This is a genomic window from Vibrio sp. 10N.286.52.C3 (assembly GCF_041468865.1).
Lineage (GTDB): Bacteria > Pseudomonadota > Gammaproteobacteria > Enterobacterales > Vibrionaceae > Vibrio > Vibrio crassostreae_C.
Genome location: NZ_JBFRJM010000031.1, coordinates 41,360 through 58,649 on the forward strand (window position 1 = coordinate 41,360; position 17,290 = coordinate 58,649).

At 44.9% G+C, this 17,290-nt stretch carries 16 protein-coding genes; 6 read left to right on the top strand and 10 right to left on the bottom strand.

Annotated elements, in window-relative coordinates; genetic code table 11:
• Nucleotides 1–46 precede the first annotated feature (46 nt).
• The 5 genes from AB4138_RS13330 to AB4138_RS13350 form a co-directional block, all read right to left on the bottom strand.
• A complete protein-coding gene (locus AB4138_RS13330) occupies nucleotides 47–778 on the bottom strand; it encodes a response regulator transcription factor (RefSeq protein WP_372306367.1) in 732 nt (243 codons plus the stop codon).
• Nucleotides 779–859: 81 nt separating this feature from the next.
• Nucleotides 860–1,540, bottom strand: coding sequence for a spondin domain-containing protein (locus AB4138_RS13335; protein WP_017072230.1), 681 nt, complete (start codon nucleotides 1,538–1,540; stop codon nucleotides 860–862).
• A 9-nt stretch (nucleotides 1,541–1,549) separates the two neighbouring features.
• Entirely contained in the window at nucleotides 1,550–2,233 is a 684-nt protein-coding gene (locus tag AB4138_RS13340; RefSeq protein ID WP_065583911.1) for a spondin domain-containing protein, read from the bottom strand.
• Complete coding sequence (locus AB4138_RS13345) at nucleotides 2,226–2,366, bottom strand: hypothetical protein (protein WP_017067451.1); 141 nt, start codon at nucleotides 2,364–2,366, stop codon at nucleotides 2,226–2,228. Before AB4138_RS13345 ends, AB4138_RS13340 begins: the two co-directional genes overlap by 8 nt.
• Nucleotides 2,367–2,632: 266 nt before the next feature.
• Nucleotides 2,633–2,974: a YggL family protein gene (locus tag AB4138_RS13350; RefSeq protein ID WP_048606344.1), complete on the bottom strand. Its 342-nt coding sequence runs from the start codon at nucleotides 2,972–2,974 to the stop codon at nucleotides 2,633–2,635.
• Between the two features lie 254 nt (nucleotides 2,975–3,228).
• Between AB4138_RS13350 and AB4138_RS13355 the strand changes: the two genes are divergently transcribed.
• On the top strand, nucleotides 3,229–5,256 hold the full coding sequence (locus tag AB4138_RS13355; protein ID WP_372306314.1) for a PhoX family phosphatase: 2,028 nt from the start codon (nucleotides 3,229–3,231) through the stop codon (nucleotides 5,254–5,256).
• Nucleotides 5,257–5,510: 254 nt separating this feature from the next.
• On the opposite strand, the gene AB4138_RS13360 is transcribed toward AB4138_RS13355, so the two are convergent.
• The 3 genes from AB4138_RS13360 to AB4138_RS13370 all read right to left on the bottom strand — a co-directional run bounded on the left by AB4138_RS13360 (nucleotide 5,511) and on the right by AB4138_RS13370 (nucleotide 8,748).
• Nucleotides 5,511–6,131, bottom strand: a complete 621-nt coding sequence (locus AB4138_RS13360; RefSeq protein WP_017064486.1) for a LysE family translocator — start codon at nucleotides 6,129–6,131, stop codon at nucleotides 5,511–5,513.
• Between the two features lie 164 nt (nucleotides 6,132–6,295).
• A complete protein-coding gene (locus AB4138_RS13365; RefSeq protein ID WP_372306317.1) occupies nucleotides 6,296–7,582 on the bottom strand; it encodes a DEAD/DEAH box helicase in 1,287 nt (428 codons plus the stop codon).
• 182 nt (nucleotides 7,583–7,764) lie between these two features.
• On the bottom strand, nucleotides 7,765–8,748 hold the full coding sequence (locus AB4138_RS13370; protein WP_372306320.1) for a GTP-binding protein: 984 nt from the start codon (nucleotides 8,746–8,748) through the stop codon (nucleotides 7,765–7,767).
• A 552-nt stretch (nucleotides 8,749–9,300) separates the two neighbouring features.
• Between AB4138_RS13370 and clcA the strand changes: the two genes are divergently transcribed.
• A complete protein-coding gene (gene clcA, locus AB4138_RS13375) occupies nucleotides 9,301–10,707 on the top strand; it encodes a H(+)/Cl(-) exchange transporter ClcA (protein WP_102397989.1) in 1,407 nt (468 codons plus the stop codon).
• Nucleotides 10,708–10,946: 239 nt separating this feature from the next.
• On the top strand, nucleotides 10,947–11,894 hold the full coding sequence (locus AB4138_RS13380; protein ID WP_017062635.1) for a TDT family transporter: 948 nt from the start codon (nucleotides 10,947–10,949) through the stop codon (nucleotides 11,892–11,894).
• A 158-nt stretch (nucleotides 11,895–12,052) separates the two neighbouring features.
• Here AB4138_RS13380 and hmpA read toward each other — a convergent pair whose 3' ends face one another.
• Entirely contained in the window at nucleotides 12,053–13,249 is a 1,197-nt protein-coding gene (gene hmpA / locus AB4138_RS13385; protein ID WP_017062636.1) for an NO-inducible flavohemoprotein, read from the bottom strand.
• Between the two features lie 368 nt (nucleotides 13,250–13,617).
• Here hmpA and norR point away from each other — a divergent pair, with 368 nt between their 5' ends.
• Together norR and AB4138_RS13395 are read left to right on the top strand one after the other, a co-directional pair.
• Complete coding sequence (gene norR, locus AB4138_RS13390) at nucleotides 13,618–15,210, top strand: nitric oxide reductase transcriptional regulator NorR (protein ID WP_372306323.1); 1,593 nt, start codon at nucleotides 13,618–13,620, stop codon at nucleotides 15,208–15,210.
• 89 nt (nucleotides 15,211–15,299) lie between these two features.
• Complete coding sequence (locus tag AB4138_RS13395; protein ID WP_017062638.1) at nucleotides 15,300–15,659, top strand: glutaredoxin; 360 nt, start codon at nucleotides 15,300–15,302, stop codon at nucleotides 15,657–15,659.
• A 109-nt stretch (nucleotides 15,660–15,768) separates the two neighbouring features.
• On the opposite strand, the gene AB4138_RS13400 is transcribed toward AB4138_RS13395, so the two are convergent.
• Nucleotides 15,769–16,404, bottom strand: coding sequence for an OmpA family protein (locus tag AB4138_RS13400; RefSeq protein ID WP_104216162.1), 636 nt, complete (start codon nucleotides 16,402–16,404; stop codon nucleotides 15,769–15,771).
• Between the two features lie 258 nt (nucleotides 16,405–16,662).
• On the opposite strand from AB4138_RS13400, the gene AB4138_RS13405 reads away from it, so the two are divergent.
• Nucleotides 16,663–17,289, top strand: coding sequence for a thioredoxin domain-containing protein (locus AB4138_RS13405; protein WP_017062641.1), 627 nt, complete (start codon nucleotides 16,663–16,665; stop codon nucleotides 17,287–17,289).
• The last annotated feature ends 1 nt before the right edge of the window (nucleotide 17,290 follow it).

Genomic DNA, 17,290 nt, shown 5'->3' on the forward strand with positions numbered 1-17,290 from the left:
TAGGTGTTACTGGCCTTTTAGTAAACTTCGGGCGCGACACATAGGCCTAAGCTTTCGACTCAAACTTATAGCCCACACCCCAAACGGTTTTAATGAAATCATCATCACTATTCGGCATCGCAAGCTTGGTTCTTAGCCGGTTGACTGTGCTACAAACGGTATGGTGATAGCCAGAGTGATGAGTATTCCAAACATGATCGAGCAGCTCGTCTTTGCTATACACACGCCCCGGGCGGGTTGCTAAGAAATGAAGTAAGGTAAACTCGGTAGCAGTCAGCGGTACGTCTTGATTATTGAGTGACACTTGATGACGTTCAGGTTGAATAGTGAGCCCACCAAAATTCATAATTGATTCTGCTGGCACAACCTCTTGAGTCGCTGATTCGACATGACTTAAACGGCGAAGCACGTTCCTTACTCTTGCTTGAAACTCGAGAACGCTGAAAGGTTTCGTTATGTAGTCATCAACACCGGCTTCTAAGCCTGACACCTTATCTAACTCAGCGTCTCTTGCGGTTAGCATGAGTACTGGCGTCCAATCCTCTTGCTGACGCAACATTCGACAAAAATCGAGACCATCGCCGTCAGGTAAGCCTCGATCAAGCACGATCAAATCAAACTGGCTTCCCTGATATAGCGCTTGAGCCATTTCAATTGAGTTGGTCCTTACAACATCATGTCCTTGGAACTTGAGATGCATCTGCACCAGCTCAGCCAAGTCGTCATCGTCTTCGACTAACAATATGTTTGCCATCAAATTTACCGCAGCACTGTTCATTATCCCTGCTCTATTCGGAGTCTGCCCACCTTTCAATTGACCGGAACAGAGCAGGAATTCTTTCATCGTGCTTTCAACCTGTTACTGAGTTCGAGTAATGGTGATTCTTGCACCGGGGTTAAGGAAACGATGATTTGCACTTAAAGTAGAAGTCGTAAGGCCATCATCTTGGCTGATTACGCCAGAGTGAAAACTCACTATATCGGTGTCGTCTCGTGTGGTATTAAAACCTTCACCACCGCCTGCTGGTCCCGGAATGGTTGCAGCAAGCTCATCGTTCAGCTCAGTTCCCGAATCCCAAACATTCATGTTCATGGTAAAGGTATCACCCACCGCTAATGACTTGAGCGATAATCCGGATTCGCCGACAAACGCATCATTGGTGTTCACCAACATGGAAGCAACTGAGATATACCCTTCTTGATTTGGGTCGACACGAATCGACACCGTGTCTTGCTCACCTGAAAGAATCAGTCCATTGCCTGAGATGCCTTGATAAACATTGGCGTCACTGTCACTGAGCGCAAGCAATTGTGCATTACTACCCCCTTCCGCCAAGTATTCCAGATCGACAGAGGCACTTTGCCCAACTTCAAACAGATCAAAATTCGTATTGTGAGTCAACACCGCGAGTGGTGACATTGGTTGATTGGGGGTGAGGTTAGTAACACTCACATCATAGCGATAGTAATCGTCGTCATCGTCCGGACAACCCGCTAACACAGCTACTGATGCAGCGATAAATAGAATTCTAGCTTTCATACATCCCCCTTACTTCACAACAATGGTGATAGTTGCAACAGGGTTTAACCATCGATGGCTACTGCTATCGAGGTCACTGATGCCGCCCGCCGCATCACCATCACCAATGTTACCTGGATGAATATGAACCTTAGCGTTTGATACTGCCGTTTCTACACCTGTGCCACCAGCGCCAAAGGTAATGAATGGAGGGTTCGGCATACTGCCCGCCAGCTCATCATTGGCTTCTGTGCCTGCGTCATAACCATTTAGAGTCGCTTTGTAGGTGCCCGCTTGAGTTGGGATCTTCCAGCTATCTAGACCAACAAAGCCGTCGTTTGTCGGCAGCAACATTGCACCCAATGATAGGTACTCTAAATCACCAGTACTGATATCAAACGTAGTTGCGACGCCTGGATTGAGGATGCCGGCCGCTGGGTTCTCAACCACCACGCCTCCCGCGTTGGCAATGACACCAGATAAACCTGAAATATCGCCACCTTCGGCCATGGACTCTAGTTCCGAAGAAGCCGTTTCACCCGTTCTAAACATGAACAAGCTTGAGTCATGAGCCGCCGCTAAGATAGGCGTAAAGTAGATCCCTTTCGTTGCATTAGTGACAGTGACTTCAAGCTCAGCAGCCTGAACTTGAGCCGCTCCGAAGGCCAACATAGCCGAGCTGATCACTAAGCTGATTTGAGTACGTTTATTCATTTTGATTCCATCCTTTATCGAGTCCTATCGTTGCCAACAAAACGAATAACAGCGATATACCGTTACCTTTGCCAGAACGAACTGTGGTGTTGTTGACTCTAAGAATGACGATCAAATCTATCAGCAACTTCATTGAATTCTCATAAAACTCTCACAAGTTTATCCAAACTTATTACTGCAAATAAAAATAGCGATAAAGTACTAATATTTAATCGAAAAATATCAATTTATCATTTACGTCAGAAGGGATAGAAAAGAAGATAAAGAATAGAAATGGAACGAATAAAACGCAAAAAGGCCGAATCGATTTAACGATTCGGCCTTTATTCTAGCGTACTGTTGTTACTCTTTCCTAAGCCGTATTTGGCCTTTCAATCGAGCTAACAACACAACATCAAATTAAAACGCGTAGTTTGCGTCAATCAGTTCGCTAACTTCCACTTTGCTTACTTCAGCACGAGCTTCAAGCCATTGAGCAACTTGCAGTTGTTCTGCTTCTGTTACTGAACGGTAGCGCTCAATTGAGCATAAGAAACCTTCAAACAGCTCAAGGCCGCCGCCACCAAAGCACAGACCGATGCTGTCGATGAAATCAATGAACTCGTCAATGAACACATCGTATTGGTCAAAATCAGCAATCGAAGTCTTGCAGCTTACTTCAAAACCCAGAATCGCGAATTCACCTAGGTATAGCTTTTTGCGTAGGCGGCGATTTTTGTTTTCGATTTTATCTAATTTCATAACTGTCTCTCTTTTCGTTTGATAAAGCATTTATACACAGTTCTACCCTAATCCCCAAGAGTTTTGTCTTGCACGAGAGTGTTAATGGCAAAATTCGTGCTACAGAAACAAAACCTTAATCAAATCTATAAAAATCTGTCACTTAACTGCTTCACGATTAGTCACACATTGACCCAACTTATTAACCAATTAGTTAGTAACTGGGTTAGTCATGAATAACGAATAATAAAATCAGCCAATAGGAAGCTGTCGAGATGAGCAAGGAAACATTTGATAGCACTCGTTTTAACAAGAGCAAAAACAAACCCTTCGAAGAAGTTTTAGATGCGAACCTTTCAAGAAGAAACGTTCTCAAAGGCGGTTTAGGCATCAGTGCAATGACCGCATTTGGTGCTTTTGGTTTAGCAGGCCACAGCACGGCGCACGCGGCGACAGCATCATCTAGCGCACCGCAAAAAAGCACTGCTACACTTGCATTCGAATCGGTTAAAGGCTCATTGACAGACAGTGTCGTTGTGCCAAAAGGCTATACAGCACAAGTATTGGTTCCTTGGGGTACTCCACTTAACAAGCAAGGCAAGGCTTGGTTAAAAGACGGCACCAACAACCCACAAGATCAAGCAAACTCACTGGGCATGCACCACGACGGCATGCACTTCTTCCCGCTTAATGGCAACAGCAACGACGGTTTGTTGGTGATTAACCACGAATACATCGACCAAAAAGCACTGCACGCTAATGGTCCTACATACGATGAAGGCAACCGCCCTAGCCTTGATGAAGTACGTAAAGAGATCAACGCACACGGCGTCAGTGTGGTTCGTGTAAAACTTGAAGGCAACCAATGGGTGATGGTCGATAACGATCCACTTAACCGCCGCTACACGGGCGCGACCGTAATGGATCTGTCTGGCCCTGTTGCTCACAGTGAATTTACCAAAACCAAATTCTCACAAGATGGCAGCCAAGCTCGTGGCACGTTAAACAACTGTGGTAATGGCTACACGCCATGGGGCACTTACCTAACGTGTGAAGAAAACTGGCCGGGTTATTTCGTTAATAAAGGCGAGACAACGCCAGCGCAAGAACGTATTGGTATCGCTACTGACAAAACACGTTACGGTTGGGACACGCTTTCAGGTAACAAACAAGAACGCCTAGACGAATTTGCTCGCTTTAACGTAACACCAACAGGTGAGTCAGCAATGGACGATTACCGTAACGAAGCACACGGTCACGGCTACATTGTTGAAATAGACCCATACACAGCAAACTCTCGCGCTAAGAAACGTTCTGCACTGGGTTGTTTCCGTCACGAAGGCTGTACGTTTGGTAAGTTGACCGAAGGCGAGCCAATCGTATTCTACTCTGGTCACGATTCTCGCTTTGAATACCTATACAAATTTGTTTCTGAAGAGAAATGGGACCCGCGTGACGCAGAACCGAGTAATCGCCTAAGTGCGGGTGACAAGTACATGGATAAAGGCACGCTGTATGTGGCTAAGTTCAACGATGACGGTTCAGGTACGTGGCTACCACTAACGTTGGGCAGCAAGACTACAAACGGCGGCAAGCTAGGTGATTCATTTGACTCTCAAGCAGCGCTTATCATCAATACAGCGGGCGCTGCCGACCTTGTTGGTGCAACGCCAATGGATCGCCCTGAATGGTGCTCTGTTGACCCAATGACGGGTACGGCTTACCTAACGCTGACTAATAACAACAAGCGTAAAGAAGCGAACTCTGCGAACCCTCGCGTAGACAACAAGTTCGGTCATGTTATCCGTTGGGATGAAGGCAAAACGGCAGGCGAGTTCGATTGGGATATCTTCGTATTTGGTTCACCAGCAGTGGAAGACAAGTCTATTAACCGCTCTGGTCTAACAGACATGAACCAATTCGCGAGCCCTGACGGCTTAGCGTTTGATGCTCGTGGCATCTTGTGGATTCAGACAGATAACGGCGCAGACGAAGTAACTGGCTACACCAATGACCAAATGCTGGCAGTGGTTCCATCTCAGTTAACGGATGACAACGGCAACAGTGCGGTGATTGATGCAAACAACCAAGCACAGCTTAAACGCTTCTTTGTGGGTCCAAACGGTTGTGAAGTGACTGGCTTTACCATCAGCCCAGATTTCAAATCACTGTTTGTGAACATTCAACACCCTGCAAACTGGCCATCGTCTGAAGATGCAACAGCACAAACTCAAGGCAATGTTCGTCCAAGAGCATCTACGGTTGTGATTCGTCGTGAAGACGGCGGTGAAATCGCGGTTTAATACGCAAATCTAGCTAAGATCAGAAACATTTCTGTTATCTAGTTTCTGTTCGCTAGCTCAGTAAAATCAAAAAGAGCGATAAGGCCAAATGCCCTATTGCTCTTTTTATATTCTATGCATTCTTCGGTTTAAGTAAGGAACCAAGCCTTAAAAACTTATCATCATCCAAAGAGCTCGTCATACCAAGCTCTAGTCATCCTCGAGAAGGAGGGACGACTGAGTCGGAGATCTCTAACCGTTATCGCTTTTCAGAATTAACTCACGAACAGCCACACACCAACACCCATCATCAACGTACCTGCAATGCGGTTCATCAACTTAACATTGTCGGCTTTGCCCAGCATATGCTTTAAGCTCTTTCCGCCTGTCGCGTATAAGGTCATGCAAACAAACTCAGAAACCAGAATGATTGACACGAGAATGAACAACTGCGGTGCTAAGTCTTTATTGCTGTTAATAAAAGGAGGCAGCAAAGAAATCATAAACGCCCAGCCTTTTGGGTTCGCAATTGCAGTGACAAAACCTTGAACCACCAAGTCCCAATCATTGCTGACTTTTGTTGTTTGGTTGTCAGTACTGATCGCCAGTTTGCCTCTCGAACGCCACATCTGAACGCCTAAATAAAACAGGTAACCCGCACCAACAAATTTAAAGCCCGTAAATAGCCATGGGTAATTCAACATGATCGAAGCGATACCCAATACCGCGGCAATAGAAACCACAGCGACACCAGCCAGTTCACCGATCATCATCCATAATGTACGCTTGTATCCAACACTCATTCCAAGTGTCAACGCCAAAGTCATACACATACCGGGCGTGATTGACACGAAGAAAAACGTGGGAATAAAAGCCCAAAGTAGTGCGCTATCCATATTATTACCTTATCGACTTGTTTTTATTTATTAGTTCTTGTTTCTTGATCGGGCTTGAAATGAAGCGAGGTTGAAACGAAGCAGTAATGACAATAAACAATATTGCGATCAATACAAACAAAAAGAGCCACATAACAGTGGCTCTTTTCAATCACCAACCGTAATTACTTACGACGGTTTTTAATTCGCTTCATCATAGTCAAACGACGTTCAGCGCTTGCTTGATCTTGTGGCTCTTCGTTCGCGTTGTTCTTACGACCCTGACGGTTTTTGTAAGCCGATTTAGTGTTCAGCTTCTCGATGTAAGCATCACGTTTCTTCGGTTCATAACCCGGTTGTTCAACACGACGAATGCGCTGTTGAATCAGTTTTTCAACTTGAACGACAGTCAGCTCTTCTTCGCGGTTAACGAAAGAGACAGCGTGACCTTGCTTACCTGCACGACCTGTACGGCCAATACGGTGAACATAGTCTTCTGCTAGGAAAGGCATGTCGTAGTTAATTACGTGTGGTAAGTCTTCGATATCAAGACCACGAGCCGCAACGTCGGTTGCTACCATTACACGCGCTTTACCTTCTTTAAAATCGTCTAGAGCACGACGACGAGCACTTTGCGCTTTATCACCGTGACACAGTACTGCTTTAATGCCGTCTAGCTTAAGCTCTTTAACTACATCGTTCGCTGTTTCTTTGTAGTTAACAAAAACAAGCACTTGGCGCCAGTTTTTACGACCAATCAGCTCAGAAAGCAGTTCTGTTTTACGCTCTTGATCCACTGGGTAAACCACGTGGCCGACAGTAGCAGCCGTTGAGTTTTCGCGCTCAACACTAATACGTTTTGGTTTACGCAGAATATCAACAGACAGTTGGTTTAACTGAGTAGAAGTCGTTGCAGAGAACATCATGATTTGCGGTGATGTTTCTACATCCAACATGATCTTACGAACGGCATTGATAAAGCCCATATCAAGGATACGGTCAGCTTCATCAAATACTAGAAATTCTAGGTTAGCAATAGACACGTTACCCGCTTCTAAGTGCTCTTCTAAACGGCCAGGTGTTGCAACCAAAATATCCACACCCAGTTCTAGTTGACGAACTTGTGAAGACATCTTGTTACCACCGTAAACCGCAGAAACACTTAGATCTGTGTATTTAACGTAGTCTTTAATGTTTTGAGCGATCTGCGCAGCAAGCTCACGAGTTGGAGCAAGAATAAGGCCGCGAGCCGTTCCTCTAGACGCCTTTTTACCGCTGTTCAAAAGGTGCTGAATAACAGGCAATGAAAATGCCGCTGTTTTACCCGTACCGGTTTGAGCAGTAGCAAAAATATCATGGCCTTTACGAGCCATTGGAATCGCTTTTTGTTGAATTGGAGTGAGTTTTTCATAACCACACTCAATCAACGCTTTGACTAATTCAGGAGCAAAACCTTGAGAGGAAAATGACATTGTTACGGGTTCCTTAAGCAGACAGCCTACATTCTTATTTCAGCCGAGCACTATAAAGTAATTAGAGTGATTTATCTCACATTTATCGTGATATAACGCAAACTTTCTCATTTAATCTGGTGTTTACCCCACCTTCAACGAAGTAAACACCGAGATCATCAATTCAAACAGTAAAAATGGCGCTATTTGATGCCACACAGCTTGAGTAGAATCTGCTCGAGATCGTCCCAAGGCATTAACTGCGAGTCGATCACTTCAAGACGAGATTCAAAGCCATCAAGCGTAATTTCGTTCACAGACACGACTTGATTCGCCACATTGAATGCGTAGCAACCTTGGTCGGTGTTCACGACAGCTTTTACACGCTCGGCCGTTAGCTCCGACAACATTGAGAATAGCGCATCGAAGTCAAACTTATGCTCTGCGCCAAACAACCAACCACAACTAAAATAACCCTGCCCTTTATTCTCTTTACGGATAAACGCTTCACCGGGAGGCAGTTGGAATTGAGGCTCTTGTTCAGCGTGGTCATGATGATGCGCTTCAAGATGAGAGGAAGCACTGCCGTATACTCTTTCAATGTCCAACACTTCCAATGGCACTTCACCATCGTGAATTAGCTTATGGAAGACTTTTGCTGGCGTTTGATCCGTCACCCAATCATTGAACACATCGATGTCTTCAGAATGAACAAGGTCAACCTTAGTACCAAGAATCACATCTGCACTATTTAGTTGATCATTAAAATTCTGATTCGAGGTGTACTTTTCATTAGACAGATTTCGTGGGTCAACCAAACCAAGCGTCGCTTTTAAATCGACATATGGTGTGTACTGATCGGAAGTCAGTGTCGCTATAACCTGTTTAGGGTGACCAAGCCCTGTCGGCTCAATCAATAAACGGTCTGGCTTTTGGCGAAGTAAGGCATTAATACCCACTGACATAGGCACGCCCGCAGTACAGCACATGCATCCACCCGGCACTTCTTTAATCAAAGCGCCTTGATCTGTCATCAATGCACCGTCAATGCCGATTTCCCCGAATTCATTAACCAGAACAGCCCAGTTTTCATTCTCAGGTTTATTTTTTAGCAGGTTCAAGATGGCTGTCGTTTTACCAACACCCAAGAAACCCGTAATGATGTTTGTAGGAACTTTTTTAGTCATATCAGTTCTCCTTTTTAAGGGAGTATATACTCAATCACCAAAAAGTTGACCCCAATCGATTGTTTACACTGAGATTCGTTAATAGAGGTTGGCGCGAAAATAATCAGAAGAGATAAAGCAGTAGAAGCGGAATGAGGAAATGGGATGCTCCAGACGAACTAAAGGCGTACTTACTCAGTACGCCTCACCCTCGTTACTCAATCGTGAGTTCGCGAATCAGGAAGCCTTAAATATCGACCTGAACATTTAACGAGGAACTAAAACTTTGTTTCTGAATCCATCCAAATTGTGTGTAAAACCTCACTTCTCCTTGCGGTTCGTTATGTTGCTTTACAATTTAACTATGGTTCATTTTTGGGGATATTCAAGCCACCACCAGAGAATCGATCAAAATTGTGACGGCGATTCCACAATTTCCCATAGATTCCATTTATGTAACACGTACATTCCATAAATGAAATTCAACTTTTCATCTTTGCTGCTATAGGATATGCAGAGGACGCGTATAATTTATGACAACCCCGCCTTAACCCATTCAGGAGCCTTATCTCAATGACCAGAAGAGAGAAAATTAAGCAATCCTTATTAGCCAAAATGCCAAGGGATGCTATTAATCAATTTCTCTCAAGAGATAAGACACCCGCTTCCGTTCTCTTTCTTTCTTGTATTGTAGGTGTACTTGCTGGCGTAGTGGGTACCTATTTCGAAGTCGCGGTTCATTTCATCACAGAAACTCGTACCGATTGGCTTAAAGATGAAATCGGTAGCTATTTACCCCTTTGGTTGGCCGCTTTCCTTATTAGTGCTGCATTTGCCTTTATTGGTTACTTCCTCGTTCACCGCTTTGCTCCAGAGGCTGCAGGCTCAGGCATCCCCGAAATTGAAGGTGCGATGGACGGTATGCGCCCTGTTCGATGGTGGAGAGTATTGCCAGTAAAATTCTTTGGCGGTATGGGCGCATTAGGCTCTGGTATGGTTTTAGGCCGTGAAGGGCCAACCGTTCAAATGGGCGGCAGTATTGGTCGCATGGTCACCGATATCTTTCGAGTCAAAGACGATGACACTCGCCACTCACTGTTGGCTTCAGGTGCCGCTGGTGGCTTAGCCGCCGCATTTAACGCACCACTGGCAGGAATCATGTTTGTGGTTGAGGAGATGAGACCACAGTTTCGCTACTCACTCATATCAATCAAAGCTGTCATCATCTCAGCAGTTTCAGCCAACATTGTATTTCGTTCTATCAATGGCCAATCTGCCGTTATCACAATGCCTCAGTACCAGCCGCCTGAACTCGACGCACTTTGGTTATTCTTATTATTAGGTGTGTTGTTCGGCCTGTTTGGTGTGATTTTCAATAAACTGATTACGCTTTCCCAAGACCTGTTTGTGGCGATCCACAAGAATGACCGTAAACGCTACTTGATGACAGGCACCCTACTTGGCGGTTGCTTTGGCTTGTTGCTGCTCTATATACCTGAATTAACTGGTGGTGGTATTGGTATCATCCCGAACATCACGAATGGCAGCTACAGCGCCAATGTGTTGTTGTTGATTTTCTTAGGCCGAGTCCTCACTACCCTGCTTTGTTTCGGCTCTGGTGCGCCAGGCGGTATCTTTGCACCAATGCTTGCGCTAGGAACACTCTTTGGTTATGCGTTCGGGCTTATCGCAGCGGCATTCTTTCCCGAACTGAATATTGAACCGGGTATGTTTGCAATTGCTGGCATGGGAGCATTATTTGCCGCCACCGTGCGAGCGCCTATCACTGGCATACTGTTGGTTATCGAAATGACCAATAACTACTACCTGATCCTGCCGTTGATCATCACCTGCTTAGGTGCGGTAATCATTGCTCAAATGTTAGGTGGGCAGCCAATTTACAGTCAACTGCTTAACCGTACGCTGAAAAACGAAAAACTAAGACAACAAGATCTCCCTCAACAAGAGGAAGTACGTTAATTACAAATGACTCATGAAACAAAAGCACACATTCAACGTGCTTAATCTCCCGATTCCGTATCAAAATCAAAAAAGCAAACGTTAAACTTGGTATCATCCACTCAAAATTAGTTGAGTGCCCTCAAAATCTATTGATGGAAGACCTACACACTCTAACTAAGGCAAATAGTCCAATATTCTGTAATTAACTAAGTCGGAGCAAGTCGTTGAACTGGAGAAGATTAACCCAAGTAAAAAATGTGCCGCCATCTCAGGCGTCTTTAGCACTTGGCGTTATTGGGTTAGGACAAGCTTGGGCGTTATATATCCCGGGCATTGGTGAGATAATTCGTCCCTACCTCGCTGCATTCGGCGCGCTATTATTGCTGCCTGTTTTACTGCGCTATTTAACGAGCTTTAATACCTTCCTTAATGATATTCGCCACCCGTTAAGCGGAAGCTTGATGGCACCAATGAGCATGGCTTTACTGATTCTGTGCGACTATTTAGCCGAGATATCGCCAGCTATCGCCTACCCAGTTTGGTTCTGCGCGCTATTGCTGCACTTTACCATGATGGTGTTGTTCTTCAGTTTTCAGATCATCAACTTCAAAATGTCGAACATTGTACCGAGTTGGTTTCTGTATCCGGTCGGTTTGATCAGCAGTTCCTTAGCTGGCACACAGTTCGGGCACACCGTATTTTCAGAAACACTTGCGGTCACTTGTATTGGTATCTATTTCCTTATGTTGCCAGTGGTGTTGTACCGCTTGGTGTTCGAAGGCAATCTTCCTCGCCGAGCAAGACCAACACTCGCTATCATGGCAGCTCCGGTTAACTTATCTTTAGCCGCTTACTTGGTTAACTTCGACAACCCAGACCCGATTCTAACAGGTGCATTGGCGGGCATTGCCATCACCATGACTTTGTTGATTTACTTGTGTTACATCCGCCTGATGCGTTTGAAGTTCCAACCTTCGATTGCTGCCGTCACCTTCCCATCTGTGATCAGCGCTATTGCCATGCATCGTCTAACTACATTTTTCGGCGCGGAATACCCACAATGGTATTGGCTACACAAGTTTGGTTTCTTTGAGCTAACCATCGCCACCATTCTAGTGATTTGGGTTGCCGGTGGTTACGTAAAAATGTACTGGCCTGAGTTTTTCGATTCCGACTACATGTCCAAGAAGATGAAACGTTCTTAGATAGAAGCGAAAAGATCTTAGCTGAACCATCGTGTTCTGCAGTAGTCGATGATGTCAGACAAAACCAACCAAACCCAAAAAGGCCTCACACTGTGAGGCCTTTGAATAGGCAAGGTATTAATAGTTCAGGCGAGTGTTACTAGAAATGCCGAGACCTATTAGAAGTTAGCGTGAGGGCCGAATACTTCGTAGTGAACGCGTGAACGGTCAACTTTCATTGCATCTAGCTGCTCTACGATGTTCTTCATGAAACCAACAGGACCACAGATGTAGAAATCGCTCTCTTCAAAGCCTTTAGTATCAGAGATAGACGCTAGATCCATTTGACCTTGATGCGTGTTTTCACATGCAGATTCATCTTTGTTCATGTACCACGTTTTCGCTTCCCAACCTTTGTCGGCAACAATATCTTTAACACGAGTCGTGAAAGAGTGTTGGCCTACGTTCTCACAAGCGTGAAGGTAAAGTACTGGCTCGTTTTTATCTTCCGTGTTTAGGAACTCAAGCATAGACTGCATTGGCGTTACACCAACACCTGCAGAGATAAGTGTTACTGGCTTGCTGCGCTCTTGATACATGAAGTCACCCGCTGGTGCGTATAGGCTAACCTCATCACCAACAGCAACCGTATCGTGTAGGTGGTTAGATACAACGCCTTGTGTCTCTTGGCCTTGTCCTTCACGTTTAACAGAAATACGGTATTGCTTGCCGTTTGGCTTATCAGACAGTGAGTATTGACGAATCTCGCTGTATTGAGAGCCTTCTGGTTTCACTTCGATACCGATGTATTGACCTGGTGTGTAATCCAGAACTTCACCGCCGTCTTTTGGCTGAAGGATAAAACTTGTTACTAGCGCTGACTCTTCGATTTTGTCTGCAATCACAAACGCACGCGCTGCTTCCCAACCACCAACAGCTTGCTTACGCTGTAGGTAAAGTTCAGCTTCACGATCGATGAATACTTGCGCCAAGAATAGGTAAGCGGCTGTCCATGCTTCTTCCACTTCTGGAGTAAAGGCGTCAGCAGCTAGTTCACGTAATGTCTCAATCAGGTGCAAACCAACAATTTGGTAGTGCTCTGGTTGAATGTTAAAGCTTGTGTGTTTCTGAGCAATACGTTCAACGGCAGTTGTTAACGCTGCTAGATTTTCAATGTTCTTTGCATATGCCGCGATAGCTTCAAACAGTGCTACGCCTTGGCGACCTGTTCTTTGGTGAGTCATATTGAAGATATCTTTCAACTCAGGGTTATGCGTGAACATACGTTGATAAAAATGCTGAGTTAAAGCTGGGCCTGCGCTCTCAAGTAGAGGAATAGTAGATTTGATGATTTCGATATGTGCATTGTTAAGCATGAATTTACTCCGAACACTGAGCCTTATGACCTATATGTCATTTTGACTACTAAAAATTAAGAATGACTTATCGATTTTCTGAAACCTTAGTTATTTTTAGAAACTGAGTTATTTTGACTCGTTTTCATTTCAAAAAATCGCGAAACCTGATTAATGCAACCTGATTGATTGAGATCAAGAATGGTCTGTTTAATCAGCGCTATAATTGGGCTTCTCTGTATCTTCTGCACAATCAGTGCCAACTTTATCAATCCCCGTCATTACTGGTTTTCTTCTCAAAACTCATCTTATAAAAATGTCAAAAAGACCTTTTTTTTAAGTCAATAAGACTCTATTATGTAGATAAACACACACAGTTAGAGTTTTTTATGCAAGATATCTCCGCATCTACCCTCATGGAAATGACCATTGGCCTCGCAAGTGGTGTCAACGATCAAGATCGTTTCAATCGCCTGATCGATGCCATTCGCAAAACCATAACGTGTGATTGTGTCGCGCTTTTAAGCCTTCAAGGCGACACGCTAGTACCTATCGCAATGCAAGGGCTCAGCCGAGATACGTTCGGTCGTCGCTTTATCATTTCAGAACACCCACGGTTTGAAGAGATCTGCGCGTCTCGCTCTCCTGTTCGTTTCGATGCTGACAGCTCCTTACCCGATCCTTTCGATGGTTTGCTTATTGACCATGATGGCGATTTACCAATGCATGCTTGTATGGGCTTGCCTTTGCTATTTGGCGATAAGCTCTTAGGTATTCTGACTCTAGACAGCTTGAAACCTGATGTCTTCGCGAATATTCCGGCGCGTAACCTTGAAGTACTGGCAGCTATTGCAGCCTCAACCATGCAGATGGCACTGACCTTCTCGCAACTTGAGCATCAAGCAAAACAGTCAAAGCAATTACTCGAAGAATTGAACGTAGAAGCGTGGGAACGTGACGGCGGTGAGTTGATTGGTAACAGTGAGACCATGGTCGCGCTTAAGAACGACATCGCTGTTGTAGCTCCATCTGAGTTTAATATCTTGATTCATGGTGACACCGGGGTTGGTAAAGAGCTTGTGGCTCGCACCCTGCACCACCAATCTCAACGTAAACGTAACCCACTCGTCTACGTAAACTGTGCTGCAATTTCTGAAAACTTAGTAGAGAGTGAACTGTTTGGTCACGTTCGTGGCGCGTTCACTGGCGCAGACAAAAACCGCTTAGGTAAATTTGCTTTAGCCGATGGTGGCACACTGTTCCTTGATGAGATTGGTGAATTGCCTTTGGCCGCTCAAAGTAAGCTCCTACGTGCGCTGCAAAACAACGAAATCCAACCGGTTGGCCAAGACAACATTCAAACCATTGATGTGCGAGTATTGGCAGCGACAAACCGAGATCTAAAACAAGAAGTTGAAGACGGTCGATTCAGAGCCGATTTGTACCACCGATTGAGTGTGTACCCTATCGCGGTGCCTGCACTGAAAGATCGTGGTGACGACATCAGCCTATTAGCGGGTTTCTTCTTAGAACAAGCGCGTCGTAAGCTTGGTATCAACCAAGTTAAGTTCCGCTCCGACGTTCTTTCTTTCCTAAACCGTTATGGTTGGCCGGGTAACGTGCGTGAACTTGAGCATGTGATCAGTCGTTCCGCATTGAAAGCGTTAGCGCGCAGCACCAATAAAAACCTGGTGACAATCACCAAGGAAGATTGTGGTCCTCTAGACCAAGATCAGCCAATTGCGACGACTCAGGTGAAAAACACACCATTATCGACACCAACGATCGACCTTTCTGCAGGGCTACGTGGTGCAACGGACGATTTTCAACGCAGTATCATTACTGAGGTGTTGGAAGATGCCAACTTTAACTGGGCACAAGCAGGGCGAGTTCTGAAAACAGACCGAGCAAATCTGACTCGACTGTCTAAGCGTTTAGGGCTAAATGTGGCTAAGTCTCATACGATCGAACGGACAAAATAGATATTAGCGGTTTGTTGCGAGCATCTGACAAAACTTGTGTATATAATGCTGCAAATTGTAACGCTAATTTTAAATATGTAGAGAGAGTTATGAAGTTTATCCGTTGGTTCTTAGGTCGTGTCATCTTGTTATTGAATTTTGTTTTCAGCCCACGTGGTGTGAAGCGTTCTCAAGAAGAACAAAGCAAAGTGAATGAGCAAGCAAAAACGCACACGTTATACCAATTCGAAGCGTGCCCATTTTGTGTGAAAGTGCGCCGCGCGATGAAACGTCAGTCGGTTCAATTTGAACTTCGTGATGCAAAAAACAACGAACAACACCGTGCTGAGCTTGAAGCTGGCGGCGGTCGTGTGAAAGTGCCTTGTCTACGTATCGAAAAAGACGGCAAAACTGAGTGGATGTACGAATCTTCAGATATCGTAACTTACTTAGAAAAGCAGTTTGCATAAGCAATAAAGCGACAAAATCTAGATACAAAAAATCCCTCTAATGTGAGGGATTTTTTATGTCTGTTATTTGGCGTTAATCGCTTCAAATTGGGAGCGAAAGTTCAAACCACTACTTCGCTACAATCAGCATCAATTCCACACGGCGGTTACACGCCTTGCCTTGCGCAGAAGCGTTGGTGCAAGCTGGTACGTATTCGCCAAATCCACGAGTATAAATGGAGCGACTCGACACATAGTTACTCTCTAATCGAGCCTTCACTTCTTTTGCTCGCTGCTCTGAAAGCGGATCATTGATTCGATCTGTGCCCGTATTATCGGTGTGCCCTTCAATCACCACATCAATATCTTGGCGTTGAGCAAGGTAGCTGCCTAGCGTATCTAACCATTGATTATAAGCTGGCTCGGGGAATGCTGAACCTGTTTTAAAGTTCACGTGCTGCTCAAGCTTTACCATCACATGGTTACCCGGCAACACTTCAAAATCGATGCGGTTTTGTCTTAAAAAGACTTCCAGTGGGTCGTTAGTCGAAACGCCACGTCCGTAGTTGGTCGTGATGGTTCTGTGTTGATGAGTGCTACTCTGGATAGAGTACCCACGATTGCTTGCTACATGAGTCGTTTGAACCACACCCCATTCAGGATGCATCAAGTCGTAATCGGTTTGTGGTGCAGTCTCTAGCATGTCACCGCCAAGTAAGTCAGTTGGTGACGTGGCTTCACACCCAGCCAAAGCTATGCTTAACATTATCGCTAAATATCTCATTACTTCACCAACCACTCATGCAGATAAACCATTCACTAATGTCTATATCGGCACCGAGGGAAAAACTTTAGACGAAAAGAAAGCAGAACCCAAAAAAGTGCTGTTGATCACAGTTAACCGTCTACTAGCTTGTCTTCAGCCGCTAGTTCGAACTGTTTGCATTTATTTACCTTATAATTGTTTTCCAATTCGTACTAAATAGTTAGAATCTCACGACTTCTCAACGCTAGAGCAAACATTATGTTTAAACCATTTACTAAATTCATCACAGCACTCGCTGCCGTACTCATTATCGCGGGTTGTAGTGAAACAGACGAGCCACAAAAAGGCGTTCAATACGAAGCGCTTCCTACTGCTCTAACAGAATTTAACTTGTCTCCGATCACTGAAATCTTCTCTCTTAACTGTGGTCACTGCCGTCAAATGGAAAGTGCCATTCCAGAGATTGAATCTCTAACAGACCAAACTATTGGCAAGATGCACGTGACGTTCAACGAAAGCGCTCAAATCAGCGCAATGATCTACTACACAGCAGTGATGCAGCTTGATGCGACGCCTGACCACGCATTCATGGACGACCTATTTGGTGCCGTTCAAATGGGTGCAGATGCAACACCTGAGCAGCGTCAACAAGCACTAGAGACAGCGTTTACTTCTCGTGGTTTGGTTAGCCCATACCAGCTGAATAAAGAACAGCAAGTCGCTCTTTTCGACTACGTTAAGCAAGCAGAAGAGATCTCAGTAAAAGGTCAGATCAACTCAGTACCAACCTTTATCATCAACGGTAAATACCAAGTACTAACAGCAGGTCACCAAGACGTTGCTGGCATTGCAAAAACGATCAACTACCTTTTGACTCAACCATAAT